The following is a 13,841-nucleotide window of genomic DNA, read 5'->3' as shown; positions in this document are numbered from 1 at the left end:
CTTCCGGCGAGGAGTGGTGCTATGACGATCGCAGATCTTCCGCGCGCGGCCGTCGACCGTATCAGCCTGCGCGCGAGGGCTTTCGCCGTAACACCGGGTGTAGCCGTGGCAGCACTGACGGTGGGACTGGTCGCGATCGCGGTAGTCGCTCCAACTCTGCTGACCGACGCCGACCCGCTCGCCGCCGAGCCCCTTGCCGCCCAACTCCCGCCGAGTGCGCGGCATTGGTTCGGCACCGACCACCTGGGGCGTGACGTACTCACCCGAGTGATCCACGGCGCGCGCTACTCGCTGCTCATCGGCATCACCGCCGTCGCGATCGCCGTGGTGGCGGGCACCGCGCTCGGCTTGCTGTCCGGGTTGACGCGCGGGCCACTCGACGAGCTGATCACCCGGTTCCTCGACGTGGTCTCGGCATTCCCCGACCTGCTGCTCGCACTGGTCCTGATCTCGTTCACCGGCCCCGGCACCACGAACCTGATCTTCGCGCTCGGCATCGCCTCGATCCCCCGGTTCGCCAGGGTGGTGCGTGCGCAGACCCTCGTCGTGCAGGGGTCCGGATATGTCGAACAGGCACGAACTTTCGGACTCACCAGGGCGACGCTGGTCCGACGGCACGTTCTGCCGCACGCGGTCGCGCAGGTCCCGATCCTGGCCACCATCGGCCTCGGCACCGCCATTCTCGGGGCGGCCGGGCTGAGCTTCCTCGGGATGGGCCCGCAACCGCCGGAACCGGAATGGGGCGCGATGCTCGCCGAGGGACGCAACTACCTGCGCAATGCCTGGTGGATCGCCGTGCTGCCCGGGGTGGCGGTGACCGCCACGGTCATCGCGGTCAGCTCGCTCGGCAGGCACTGGCAGCGACACTACGACGGAAGGCCATCGGCATGAGCCTGATCGCGGTCGAGAATCTGCGGGTCGGGTTCGCGGGGAAGGAAGTGGTGCACGGCATCGATCTGCGGATCGAGCCCGGCGAGGCTGTCGCCCTCGTCGGCGAATCCGGGTCGGGCAAGTCGGTGACGGCACGCGCGCTGGTGGGTCTGGTGGGGTCGGGTGCCGCAGTGCGCACCGACCGTCTCGAACTCTTCGGACAGGACGCGCGCGGTCATCGTGAGCGGCAGTGGCGGCGAATCCGGGGCTCCGACATCGGCTTCGTGCTCCAGGACGCGTTGGTCTCCCTCGACCCGCTGCGCTCGATCGGCAGCCAACTCGCCGAAGCCCAACGCGCGCTGACCGAACTGCGCGGCAAGACGCTCACCGCACGCAGCGTGCGACTGCTCACCGACGTCGGCGTCCCCGAACCCGAACGGCGGCTGCGCCAATATCCCCACGAGCTGTCCGGTGGGCTGCGCCAGCGCGTATTGATCGCGACCGCGCTCGCAGGTGATCCGCGTCTGATCATCGCCGACGAGCCGACCACCGCACTCGATGTGACTGTGCAGCAACAGATCCTGGAACTACTGCGCGCCCGCAAAGCCGAGGGCACGGCGTTGCTGTTGATCAGCCATGACCTGGCAGTGGTCGCCGAGGTGGCCGACCGCGTGCTGGTGATGCGGGACGGGGAGGTCGTCGAGCAGGGCAGCACCCATGACGTACTGACCCGGCCGAGGCATCCGTACACCGAGAAGCTACTCGCGGCCGTACCCTCGGCGGCGTCACGCGGGTCGAGGCTGTCGCCGTCCGAACCGGCACGGCCGACGGCGACAGCCGAAGCACCGCAGCGGGAGTCGCCACAATCGCCCGACGATTCGACGCCCGCTGAGGCATTTGTGCGTCCACCGCTGCCGCCGCGCGTGGTGGACAGCACCAGGGTCGTGCTCTCGGTTCGCAACCTGCGCAAGACCTATGGCTCCGGAGCAGCGGCTCGCACGGTGGTCGACAACGTCGACTTCGACCTGTTCGCCGGCGAAACCCTCGGCATAGTCGGCGAATCGGGTTCGGGTAAGACCACGACGGTCCGACTCGCACTGCGGCTCATCACACCGTCCTCGGGTCAGGTCGTCGTCGACGGCGAACCGTGGAGTGAGCTCTCGGACACGGAATTACGGCCACTCCGTGGGGCCGCGCAATTGATCGCCCAGGACTCACTCAGCTCCTTCGACCCCCGCTACACCGTGGAGCGCGTCATCGGCGAAAGCCTCGATACCGTCGATATCCGCGGCAGCGCCCGAGCACGCCGGGTCCGGGAAATCCTCGACGCGGTCGGCCTCGCTCGCGATCTTCTCCCCCGCCACCCCCGCACCCTCTCCGGCGGCCAACGCCAACGCGTCGCCATCGCCCGAGCCCTGGCTCCCAACCCCGCCCTGCTGGTAGCTGACGAGCCGCTGTCGGCCCTCGATGTCTCCGTCCAAGCCCAAATCCTGGACCTGCTCGCCGAACTGCGAGCCGACTTCGGCACCGCCCTGCTACTCATCTCCCACGACCTCGGCGTAGTGCACCACCTGGCCGACCGCGTCCTGGTGATGAAGGACGGGCGGATCGTCGAATCCGGTGAGGCGGACACGGTGCTGCGCTCGCCCCGCCACGACTACACCCGCCGGCTCGTCGCCTCGGTCCCCCGTTTGCCCGCGGCCGCCGATCGACAATGAGGTCTGGCCGAAAGCCCTGGTCCGAATATTGTTCATATTGTGCGGTTATGGTCGCGCGCCGATTAGGTAAATCAATGTTTCATTTCCAATCACGGCGGTCCGAAATCGGGTAAATGTGACGAATGAGAACTGCCACTGCCCTGCGGGCTACCGTCGCCTGCGGTGCCGCCATCACCCTCGCACTGCTGCCCGCCTGCGGCTCACCGCCCGAAGGCAAGGACGCCGCCGCCTCCGGCAACACCTACGGATCCGCGGACGCGAAGTTCCGGGCCTGCATGGTGACCGACGCGGGCGGTGTCGACGACAAGTCGTTCAACGAATCCGGCTGGGGTGGTGTGAAGGCGGCGATCGACGCCAATCCCGCCATCTCCGGTAGCTACCGGCAGTCCAACAGCAGCGCCGACTACGAGCCCAACCTGCGGGCCTCGGCCGACGACGAGAAGTGCGGCCTGGTGATCGGGGTCGGCGGGCTGATGGCCGACGCGGTCACCGCGGTGGCCAAGGAGAATCCCGAGAAGCGATTCGCGATCGTCGACTCCCATGTCGACCTGCCGAATGTGTACTCGATGGAATTCAACGCGGCCCAGTCTTCTTATCTGGCAGGCTATTTGGCGGCAGGCACCACCAAGACCGGAAAGGTCGCCACCTGGGGCGGCATGCAGATTCCCGCGGTCACCATTTTCATGGACGGATTCGCCGCCGGGGTCGCCGAGTACAACAAGGTGCACAACACCACCACCGCGGTCCTCGGCTGGGACACGGTGGCCCAAAAGGGTTCGTTCACCGGCAATTTCGATGACACGAGCGCGGGCCGCTCGCTCACCGAGAACTTCCTCGCCCAGGGCGCCGACGTGGTGCACCCGGTCGCGGGCCCGGTCGGTCTCGGTGGCGCCTCTGCCATCAAGGACAAGGGCAACGCGACCATGATCTGGGTGGATTCCGATGGCTACCAGGCGGTTCCGGAGTACAAGCAGATCATGCTGTCGTCGTCGATGAAGGACATCTCCTCGGCGATCCAGGTCGCGATCAACAACGCCGTCGCCGGCGGCGCGAAAGACGGCCGCTACGTGGGCACCCTGAACAACAAGGGCGTGGCGCTGGCGCCGTTCCACGATTTCGACAGCAAGGTTCCCGACGCGCTGAAGCAGGAGCTGTCGAAGCTGGCCGCCGATATCGTCGCGGGCACCGTGGTGGTCGCCTCCCCCGCAGCCCCGAAGTAGTGCGTCTCGAATTACGTGGCCTGACAAAGAAGTTCGGTGACTTCGTCGCCGACGACGCCATCGATCTGGTGGTGGCGCCGGGCCAGATCCACGCTGTTCTCGGTGAGAACGGCGCGGGCAAATCCACGCTGATGAACATGCTGTACGGGATTCTGGAACCCACCGACGGGCAGATCCTGATCGATGGCTCGCCGGTGCGGTTTCGATCGCCCGGTGACGCCATCGCGGCGGGTATCGGCATGGTGCACCAGCATTTCAAGCTGGTCGGCCCGTTCAGCGTCGCCGACAATGTCCAGTTGGGTCGCGAGCACGCCAAGGCCGGGATTCTCGACCGTGCCGCGGCCCGGCGGGCGGTGCAGGAGGTGTCGCAGCGGTTCGGGCTCGCCCTCGACCCGGACGCGCTCTGTGAGAACCTGCCGGTCGGGGTGCAGCAGCGGGTGGAGATCGTCAAAGCACTGTCGGGTCATACCGAATTGCTGATTCTCGACGAACCCACGGCGGTGCTCACCCCGCCCGAGGTCGCCGAATTGCTGGCGATCATGCGCAAACTCGCGGATTCGGGGATGTCGATCATCTTCATCAGCCACAAGCTGAAGGAGGTGAAAACGGTCGCCGACACCATCACGGTGATCCGGCGCGGCAAGGTGGTCGCCGAGGCCTCCCCCAGCGACAGCGAAGCGGAACTGGCTGCCGCCATGGTGGGGCGCGAGGTGACGCTCACCGTCGACAAGACACCCGCCTCACCGGGAGCGACGGCCTTGGAGATCAAAGATCTCACCGTGCTCGACGATCGCGGCCTTCCGGTCCTGGACGGGCTGAATCTGACGGTGCGCGCCGGGGAGATCGTGGGGCTGGCCGGAGTGGAAGGCAACGGTCAGACCGAATTGGCGCGCGCCGTCCTCGGCACGGTCGCACCGGCGAGCGGGTCGATCGACATGCTCGGCACCGGGATCACGGGCTGGCACCCCGCCCGGCGCATCGCGGCCGGACTCGGTTACATCCCGGAGGATCGGGCGCGCGACGGTGTGGTCGGTGACTTCACTGTCGCCGAGAACATCGTGCTCAACCAGTATCGGGAGGCGCCGCTGTCCCATCGCGGAGTGGTCGATGACAAGGCGGTGCGCGAGGTGGCGGCAAAAGCCATCTCGGAGTTCGACATTCGCACGCAGGGACCGACCGAACACGTCTCGGCACTGTCAGGCGGAAATCAGCAGAAGGTGGTCATCGCGCGCGAATTCTCCCGGCCCCGAAAGGTTCTCGTGGCCGCGCAACCGACTCGCGGCGTCGATATCGGCGCCATCGAGTTCATCCATGCCCGGCTGGTCGCCGAACGCGACGCCGGTACGGCTGTCCTGCTCATCTCGGCGGAACTGGACGAGATTCTGGCCCTGTCCGATCGGGTTGCGGTGATCTTCAACGGCCGGATCGTGGGCGAAGTGACACCTGACCGTCCTCGGTCCGAGGTGGGCCAGCTCATGATCGGCCATCTGCCTTCTCCGGAGAACGTGTGAACACTACAACCGAGACCAAGACGGAACGAAAAGGGTTCGGCCCCACCTTCGTTCGCTATCTGACCGAAGCCAACAGCGTGATGGTGACGGTCTATTCGCTGGTGCTCGCGTTCGCCATCGGCGCGGTGCTCATCATCGTCTCCGATCCCGGCGTGCGCGACACCTGGAGCTACCTGTTCGCGCGGCCGGGCGACGCCCTCAGCGCCTCCTGGTACGCCGTTTCCACCGCGTATCAGGACCTGTTCGAAGGCTCGATCCTGGACTTCGGACGCCTGCAACTGTTCTTCGCCGGCGATGCCACCTTGGCGCAGGTGTTGCGGCCCATCTCGGAAACGCTGACCTACGCCACCCCGCTGATCTTCACCGGATTGGCTGTGGGGCTGGCATTTCGGGCCGGGCTGTTCAATATCGGTACGCAAGGGCAGTTCGTGTTCGGCATGCTCGGGGCGCTGATCGTGGGCTTCGCGGTGGATCTTCCGTTCGTGGTGCATCTGCCGCTGGCACTGTTGGCCGGTGCTCTCGCGGGTGGTCTGTTCGGCGCGATTCCCGGTTATCTCAAGGCGAGAACCGGTGCGCACGAGGTCATCTCGTCGATCATGCTGAACAATATCGCCGCCTATTTTCTGATCTGGGCGCTGGGCACCACGTTCATCGGGTCGGTCACTTCGCAGGAGCTGGTGTCGAAGCCGGTCGACGAGTCGGCGCGGTTGCCGCAATTGCTCGGGTGGGCCGGATCGGGGCTTCGGGTGAGTCTCGCTCTGCTGATCGGCCTCGCTTTGGCGGGCGCTACTTGGTGGTTGCTCAGCAAGTCCACCTTCGGTTTTCGCATTCGCGCGGTCGGTGCCAATGACCGTGCCGCGCAGACGGCGGGCATGGATATCGGGCGCACCTTCACCACCACCATGGGTGTGGCCGGGGCGCTCGCGGGGCTCGGTGGCGCGGCTATCGCGCTCGGGTTGAGCCCGTACACGCTGAACCCGGGCACCGCGGTCGAGTACGGGTTCGACGGGATCACTGTGGCGCTGCTCGGGCGCGCGCATCCCGGCGGAATTGTCGCCGCTGCTTTGCTTTTCGGTGCGTTGAAGTCCGGCACATTGCACATGCAGCCCGCCATCCCGGTGGAGATGTCGACTCTGCTGCAAGCGGTGATCGTGCTGTTCGTCGCAGCGCCCGCCCTGGTCAAAACGCTGTTGCGGCTGCGAACGCCGCGCGGCGGACTCAATACTCTGGAAGCGAGGGGCTGGTGAGTACACAGGCTCAGGTTGCGGTGCCCGACAAGGTCTCTCGGCGCTACACCTCGGCGGGTTACGGCCTGATCGGCCTGGCCGTCGCGCTGGGCGGGCTCGGCCTGCTGCTGATCGATTCAGGGCGAACCACCACCTACCGGCTGGACCAGACCGTCGACAGCAGTTGGACGGTCGGAACGCTCCCGGTCGTGGTGACGCTGAGTGTGCTTGCCGCACTGGCCGGTATCGCGCTACTGGTACTGCCGGACGCGCTCCTGCCGCGGTTCGGTGGGGTAGCGATCGGTGGCGGGGCCGCCTCACTCGTGATCGCCGCGCTATCGTGGACCGTCACTCCCGGCGTGGGGTTCCCCATCGAATTCGTCTTGGCGACAACCCTTTTCCTGTCGCTGCCGTTCATCTTCGGCGCCCTGTCCGGTGTCGTCGCGGAACGCTCCGGTGTGATCAACCTCGGGATCGAGGGCCAGTTCCTCACCGGCGCGTTCACCGCGGCACTGCTGGCATCGGTCAGCGGCAACGCCTACGTCGGCATGCTGGCGGCCACCATCAGCGGTGTCTGCTCGACGCTGCTCCTGGCCTGGCTGGCGACCCGATTCCAGGTCAACCAGGTCGTCACCGGCATCATCCTCAACCTGCTCGCACTCGGGTTGACCGGCTTCCTCTACGAGCGGCTGATGCGCGCCGACGGCTCCCTCAACCAGCCCGCAGGCGTGCAGAAACTCGGCGACTCGCTCGGCTTCCTGCCCGACATCCCGATCCTGGGGCCGGTGCTGTTCGACCAGAACGTCTTCGTCTACGTGGCGCTGGCCTGCGTTTTCGCGGTCTCCTTCCTGCTGTTCCGCACCCGCTGGGGCCTGCGCACGCGCGCCGTCGGCGAACACCCCGCCGCCGCCGATGCCGCGGGCATCAACGTCAACCGGTTGCGGTTCTGGAACGTCACAGTCGCGGGCGCGCTGTCCGGTTTCGGTGGTGCGTTCTTCACCATCGCCAACAATGTGTCGTTCAGCAAGAACATGACCGCGGGCCTCGGCTTCGTGGCCCTTGCCGTGATGATCGTCGGCCGCTGGCACCCCTTCGGCGTCCTCACCGCGGCCCTGCTCTTCGGCTTCTCCAGCGCCCTACAACGCTTCCTCAACACCATGCCCGGCAACCCGATCCCCACCGAGTTCCTCGGCATGCTCCCCTACATCGTCACCTTGGTGATGGTCGCCGGCTTCATCGGCCGAGCCGTAGCACCCGCCGCAGACGGAATCCCCTACACACCTGGGGACAAATAGCGCGGCGGCACGATCGGCGGCACGTCGATATCCTCGGGAAGGTGAGCATCAACCTCCATTCGGAGATTCGCGGGCCGGTGCGGATGCCGACCGCGTGGACCCGGCCGGGGCATATCGGGTACGTCGGGCCGGATCTGCGACCCGATACGCACGCGCCGCCGGTCGCGATGCTCACCGTGGGGCTGGACGGGCCGCTGATCGTGCACACCTCGCGCGGGCTGATTCGCACCGGCAGCTCGTTCGCGCCCGCTCGGACCGCGCACCGTGTCGTCGCCACCGAAGGGTGGATTCTGGTGTTGTTCATCGACCCGTCGAGCGCGCCTGCCACCATGATCGCCGACGAGATGACGGACGCGGCAGGAACTTTCGGCCTTCGGCACCGCCGTGAGCGTGAACTCGTCGAACTGTGCGGCGAACCCGTCGTCGACCCCGAACGCATCTACCAGCGAGCCATCGCAGGCCCGCCCCTGCCTACCGACCCCCGGATCGCCCGGCTCACCGCCACCATCCGCGACCAGCCCTCCGACGCCCTGCGCGCCGACCAGATCGCCGCGAACCTGGGCCTGTCCACCGGCCACTTCCTACACCTGTTCACCCAGCACTGCGGCACCACCTTCCGCGGCTACCAACGCTGGAACCGCATGGTCTCCGCGATCACCAACGCCGTCAACGGCCACGACCTCACCCGCTCCGCCATCGACGCCGGCTTCGCCACCCCTTCCCACTTCAGCGAATCCTTCCGAGCCATGATCGGCCTGCCCGCCACCAAAATGCTCGGCGCAGGCATCCACTTCGACCTCGGCCCCCGCATCATCGCGCCCAGTTGAGATCAGAGGGCGATAACGCTCACCGCCCAGTGTCGTCGCCGATCCGGTCCTCCGAGCCGAAGAACTCCTCCGCTTCCTGTCGCATCGACGCGCAATCCACCCGAGGCAGCGCTCGGTGGCGCGCGACCATTTCGTCCGCGCTGTACCGCTGCGCGCGTTCTGGTGGCTCCATGCGGAAAGTGTATGGAGCTGCTGCTGGCTGACGAAACTGCTGTTCAGCGGGAGGATGTGGGGCATGATGGGGAGGGGGATCGTTGTCGAGTTCGTCTAGTTAGGAAGAGCCGGGATGGTGCAGCTCACGCTTTCCGCGCAGCGGGCTGCGTTGGAGCGGGAGTGGGCGTTGCGGGTGCCCGGTGGGGGTGAGATTTCGGGGGGTGGTTCAGGGTCGGGGGTGCGGGACGAGGTGGCGCAGAGTTGGTTGCGGTCGTTGCGGACGGTGGATCCGGGGCGTGATCACGCGCCGGTCAGTGAGACCGATATCGGGCCGCGGTGGGCGGAGTCGCCGTTGCGGGGGCCGGTGACGGAGTTGAAAGAGCAGTTGCACAGTGTGGCCGATGACGCGGGGTATGTCGCGGCGGTGACCGATGCTTCGGGGACGATTCTGTGGACTTATGGCGGGCCGGTGATGCAGCGGCGGGCCGAGCAGGTGAACTTCGCGCCGGGTGGGCGGTGGGACGAGGCGCATATGGGGACCAACGCGTTGTCGTTGGCGTTGCGGACCGATCAGCCGCACACGGTGTTCTCGGCCGAGCATCTGGTGGCGGCGCTGCACGGGTGGGTCTGTTATTGCGCGCCGATCAGGGCGGCCGATGGGACGCTGCTCGGGGTGCTCGATTTATCGACCACCTGGAAACGCTCGCATCCGCTGGCCATGGCGACCGTGCGCACGATGACCAGCGCGATCGAAGCGAAGCTGCACGCCGCCATGCCCGCGCCGGCCGGGATGCGGCTGACCTGTCTCGGCACCGGGCGGTTGACACGCGATGGCCAGCAGATCCGGTTGCGGCCGCGGCAACTCGAGATCCTGACCCTGCTCGCGCTCGACGACGACGGCTACAACCATGAGCGCCTGCACTACGCGGTCTACGGCGATCGCGCAGTCGGGGCGAGCACACTGAAGTCGGAGATGTCGTACCTGCGGCGCGCAACCGGCGGTGAGATCACCAGTCGCATATACCGATTCACCACTCCTCTGTCCTGTGACGCGGTGGACATGTTGCACGCCTTGAAAAAGGGCGATGTCGATACCGCCGTACGCCTGTATCACGGTCCGCTGCTTCCGGATTCGGATACACCGGGCATCAGCCAATGGCGCGACTACCTCGAAGTCGCCATGCGCAACGCCGTCCTGAACAGCCCGAACGCGAATCATGCACTGGCATACGGCGAAACAGCGCCGGACGATATCGCCGTCCACGAACACGCGCTAGCTCTACTCCCCGCCCGCGACGCACGCCGCGCCGTCGCCACGGCACGCCTGCACAGCGCCCTCCGGGCATAGCCATTCCTACGGTCCTCGCAACACATCCAGCCTGATCGGTCAGGCTTCAACGTTTCATCAACCCATTGGGCGGATAGTGATGGGCGTCACGCTTCACCGGACACAGCGAGGAGCCACCGCACATGATCTACGCCAAGCCGGGCACCGAGGGCAGCATCGTCAGCTACGCGCCGAGGTACGACAACTTCATCGACGGCAAGTGGGTTCCGCCCGTAGAAGGCCGCTATTTCGAGAACACCTCCCCGGTCGACGGGCAGACGTTCTGCGAGATCGCCCGCTCGAGTGCCGCCGATGTGGAACTGGCCCTCGACGCCGCCCACCGCGCCGCCCCGGCCTGGGGTGAGACCTCCCCTGCCGAGCGCGCCAACATCTTGAACAAGATCGCCGATCGGATCGAGGCCAACCTCGAGGCCCTCGCCGTCGCCGAGACCTGGGACAACGGCAAGCCGGTCCGCGAGACCCTGGCGGCCGATCTTCCCCTCGCCGTCGACCACTTCCGCTACTTCGCGGGCGTGCTGCGCGCGCAGGAAGGCGGCATCAGCGAGGTCGACAAGGACACCATCGCCTACCACTTCCACGAGCCGCTCGGCGTTGTCGCACAGATCATTCCGTGGAACTTCCCGATCCTGATGGCCACCTGGAAGCTCGCACCCGCCCTCGCCGCGGGAAATGCGGTGGTGCTCAAGCCCGCTGAGCAGACCCCGGCTTCGATCATGAAGGTCATCGAACTCGTCGCGGATCTGCTGCCGCCGGGAGTTCTCAACGTGGTCAACGGTTTCGGCGTCGAAGCCGGTAAGCCGCTCGCCTCGAGCCCGCGCGTTGCCAAGGTCGCGTTCACCGGTGAAACCACTACCGGCCGCTTGATCATGCAGTACGCCAGCGAGAACATCATTCCGGTCACCCTCGAACTGGGTGGCAAGAGCCCCAACATCTTCCTGGCCGACGTGATGGCCGCAGACGACGACTACCTCGACAAGGCCATCGAGGGCTTCGTGATGTTCGCCCTCAACCAGGGTGAGGTCTGTACCTGTCCGTCGCGCGCGCTGATCGCGTCGTCGATCTACGACGAGTTCATGGCCCGCTGCGTGGAACGCACCAAGGCCATCATCAGTGGCAATCCCCTCGACGAGGCGACCATGATCGGCGCCCAGGCCAGCAACGACCAGTTCGAGAAGATCCTGTCCTACATCGACATCGGCAAGAAGGAAGGCGCCGAAGTCCTCACCGGCGGCGCGGTCCGCAGCGTCGACGGGCTGGCCGACGGCTTCTACATCGAGCCGACGATCTTCAAGGGCACCAACGACATGCGCGTGTTCCAGGAGGAGATCTTCGGCCCGGTCGTCGCGGTCACCACCTTCGACGACACCGCGGAAGCTCTCTCGATCGCCAACGACACCCTCTACGGTCTCGGCGCCGGCGTGTGGACGCGCGATATGAACACCGCCTACCGACTCGGTCGCGGCATCAAGGCCGGTCGGGTGTGGACGAACTGCTATCACGCCTATCCCGCGCACGCCGCGTTCGGCGGGTACAAGAAGTCCGGCATCGGCCGCGAGAACCACAAGATGATGCTCGATCACTACCAGCAGACCAAGAACATCCTGGTCAGCTACTCGCCGAACAAGCTCGGCTTCTTCTGATGGTGCAGCGCGTCGACCTCACCGAGAAGGCGGCGGCGCTGCTGCGGGACTTGACCGGGCAACACGGCCCGGTCATGTTCCACCAGTCCGGCGGCTGCTGCGACGGCAGCTCGCCGATGTGCTACCCGCGCGGCGAATTCCGGGTGGGCGGCTCCGACGTGCTGCTGGGCTACCTACCCGGCGAGACGCCGTTCTGGATGAGTGCGGACCAGTTCGAATACTGGAAACACACCCATCTCACCGTCGACGTGGTGCCCGGTCGCGGCGGCGGGTTCTCCCTGGAAGCCCCCGAGGGCGTGCGGTTCCTGATCCGTTCACGCCTGTTCACCGACGAGGAAACCGCGGCGCTGGACCCGGCGCCGCTGCCCACCGGCAACACCGCGCACTAGGTGATCTGAAACACGCGTAATCAGATCATTTCGGCAGGTCAGCAGTGCTGGATACGCACCGCTGACCTGTCCGATCCACGGCCGTAACAGTCGTCAACCATTCTTCAACCCTCGACCATCACCGTTGCGGCCGAACGCGCATTTCGTTTGTTGATGAGGAGCACCACGTGAGTACAGAAGCCAGCCCCGCCACCGGCGAGGGCGCACCAGTCGACGACTACCTCGCCAAACGAACTCTGCGCAAGGGAACAGCAGGGTGGGTGCTGCTGGCCGGCCTCGGCGTGAGCTACGTGATCTCCGGCGACTTCTCCGGCTGGAACTTCGGTCTCGCCGAAGGCGGTTTCGGTGGTCTGCTGATCGCCACGGTCGTGATCGCGGCGATGTATCTGGCCATGGTGCTCGGCATGGCCGAGATGTCCTCGGCACTGCCCGCGGCGGGCGGCGGCTACACCTTCGCCCGGCGCGCGCTCGGACCATGGGGCGGATTCGCCACCGGCACAGCCATTCTCATCGAATACGCGATCGCACCCGCCGCGATCGCCACCTTCATCGGCGCCTATGTGGAATCGCTGAACCTGTTCGGGATCACCGACGGCTGGTGGGTGTATCTGGCGGTGTACGCGCTGTTCATCGGTATCCACCTGACCGGTGCGGGTGAGGCGCTCAAGGCGATGTTCGTGATCACCGGGATCGCGCTGGTCGGCCTGGTGATCTTCGCGTTCGCGGCCGTCGGCAAGTTCGACGCGGCCAACCTGACCAATATCGCCGCCGACCCCGCGGCCACCGGTTCGTCGGCGTTCCTGCCGTTCGGTTACCTGGGCATCTGGGCCGCGATCCCGTTCGCGATCTGGTTCTTCCTGGCCGTGGAAGGCGTGCCGCTGGCCGCGGAGGAAGCCAGCGAGCCGGAAAAGAACGTGCCAAAGGGCATCATCGTGGCGATGCTGGTGCTGTGTGTCACCGGCGCGGTCGTGCTGTTCCTGGTGACCGGCGCGCTCGGCGCCCAGGCCGCGTCTTCCTCGGGAAACCCGCTGGTAGAAGCGCTGGGTGACAGCTCGATGGCCAAGGTAGTCAACTACATCGGCCTGGCCGGTCTGGTCGCCAGCTTCTTCTCCATCATCTACGCCTACTCCCGCCAGACCTTCGCCCTCTCGCGCGCCGGCTACCTGCCCACGGTCCTGTCGATCACCAACTCGCGCAAGGCGCCGGTGCTGGCGCTGATCGTGCCCGGCGTCATCGGCTTCGCCCTCTCGCTCACCGGCAAGGGCGCGATGCTGCTGAACATGGCCGTGTTCGGCGCGGCGGTGAGCTACGTGCTGATGATGGTGTCGCACATCGTGCTTCGCAAGCGTGAACCGAACATGCCGCGCCCGTACCGCACGCCCGGCGGCATCATCACCACCGGATTCGCGCTGGTCATCGCGGCGGCCTCGGTGGCGGCGACCTTCCTGGTCGACCCGACCGCTGCGCTGTGGACGCTGGGTGTGTTCGTGGCCTTCATGGCCTACTTCGGGCTCTACAGTCGCAAGCACCTGGTCGCCAAATCGCCGGACGAGGAGTTCGCGGCGATCGCCAAGGCGGAATCGGAACTGGAGTAGTCGTCGCCCGGCAGCGGCACCGTTCGCTGCCGGGTTTCGACCGGCCGAT

At 66.4% G+C, this 13,841-nt stretch carries 12 protein-coding genes; 11 read left to right on the top strand and 1 reads right to left on the bottom strand.

Translation table 11 applies throughout. From position 1 onward, the window contains the following. Positions 1–21 precede the first annotated feature (21 nt). From ACFW6D_RS08085 to ACFW6D_RS08055, 7 genes are all read left to right on the top strand, one after another. Positions 22–891 carry an ABC transporter permease gene (locus tag ACFW6D_RS08085; RefSeq protein ID WP_379325969.1) on the top strand — a complete coding sequence of 290 codons (870 nt, stop codon included), beginning with the start codon at positions 22–24 and terminating at the stop codon, positions 889–891. Then, on the top strand, positions 888–2,588 hold the full coding sequence (locus ACFW6D_RS08080) for a dipeptide ABC transporter ATP-binding protein (RefSeq protein ID WP_379325967.1): 1,701 nt from the start codon (positions 888–890) through the stop codon (positions 2,586–2,588). The genes ACFW6D_RS08085 and ACFW6D_RS08080 overlap by 4 nt, the downstream gene beginning before the upstream one ends. 122 nt (positions 2,589–2,710) lie before the next feature. Beyond that, positions 2,711–3,808 (top strand): BMP family protein, encoded by a 1,098-nt coding sequence (locus ACFW6D_RS08075; RefSeq protein WP_379325965.1) that lies wholly within the window; start codon positions 2,711–2,713, stop codon positions 3,806–3,808. Next, a complete protein-coding gene (locus ACFW6D_RS08070) occupies positions 3,808–5,319 on the top strand; it encodes an ABC transporter ATP-binding protein (RefSeq protein ID WP_379325963.1) in 1,512 nt (503 codons plus the stop codon). The genes ACFW6D_RS08075 and ACFW6D_RS08070 overlap by 1 nt, the downstream gene beginning before the upstream one ends. After that, positions 5,316–6,566 carry an ABC transporter permease gene (locus tag ACFW6D_RS08065; RefSeq protein WP_379325961.1) on the top strand — a complete coding sequence of 417 codons (1,251 nt, stop codon included), beginning with the start codon at positions 5,316–5,318 and terminating at the stop codon, positions 6,564–6,566. The genes ACFW6D_RS08070 and ACFW6D_RS08065 overlap by 4 nt, the downstream gene beginning before the upstream one ends. Then, a complete protein-coding gene (locus ACFW6D_RS08060; RefSeq protein WP_379325960.1) occupies positions 6,563–7,840 on the top strand; it encodes an ABC transporter permease in 1,278 nt (425 codons plus the stop codon). Before ACFW6D_RS08065 ends, ACFW6D_RS08060 begins: the two co-directional genes overlap by 4 nt. A gap of 41 nt (positions 7,841–7,881) precedes the next feature. Then, positions 7,882–8,667, top strand: a complete 786-nt coding sequence (locus ACFW6D_RS08055; RefSeq protein WP_379325958.1) for a helix-turn-helix domain-containing protein — start codon at positions 7,882–7,884, stop codon at positions 8,665–8,667. A gap of 19 nt (positions 8,668–8,686) precedes the next feature. Here the strand turns inward: ACFW6D_RS08055 and ACFW6D_RS08050 are convergent, their stop codons facing one another. After that, positions 8,687–8,839 carry a hypothetical protein gene (locus tag ACFW6D_RS08050; protein WP_379231564.1) on the bottom strand — a complete coding sequence of 51 codons (153 nt, stop codon included), beginning with the start codon at positions 8,837–8,839 and terminating at the stop codon, positions 8,687–8,689. 114 nt (positions 8,840–8,953) lie between these two features. Between ACFW6D_RS08050 and ACFW6D_RS08045 the strand changes: the two genes are divergently transcribed. From ACFW6D_RS08045 to eat, 4 genes are all read left to right on the top strand, one after another. Next, on the top strand, positions 8,954–10,168 hold the full coding sequence (locus tag ACFW6D_RS08045; protein WP_379325956.1) for a transcriptional regulator: 1,215 nt from the start codon (positions 8,954–8,956) through the stop codon (positions 10,166–10,168). Positions 10,169–10,290: 122 nt separating this feature from the next. Then, positions 10,291–11,808 (top strand): aldehyde dehydrogenase, encoded by a 1,518-nt coding sequence (adh, locus tag ACFW6D_RS08040; RefSeq protein WP_379325954.1) that lies wholly within the window; start codon positions 10,291–10,293, stop codon positions 11,806–11,808. Then, positions 11,808–12,197 (top strand): DUF779 domain-containing protein, encoded by a 390-nt coding sequence (locus ACFW6D_RS08035; RefSeq protein WP_379325952.1) that lies wholly within the window; start codon positions 11,808–11,810, stop codon positions 12,195–12,197. Before adh ends, ACFW6D_RS08035 begins: the two co-directional genes overlap by 1 nt. A gap of 167 nt (positions 12,198–12,364) precedes the next feature. Beyond that, complete coding sequence (gene eat, locus ACFW6D_RS08030; RefSeq protein ID WP_379325950.1) at positions 12,365–13,792, top strand: ethanolamine permease; 1,428 nt, start codon at positions 12,365–12,367, stop codon at positions 13,790–13,792. The last annotated feature ends 49 nt before the right edge of the window (positions 13,793–13,841 follow it).

This window comes from Nocardia sp. NPDC058705, assembly GCF_042749305.1.
GTDB lineage: Bacteria > Actinomycetota > Actinomycetes > Mycobacteriales > Mycobacteriaceae > Nocardia.
This window is presented reverse-complemented; position numbering and strand designations above follow the sequence as displayed.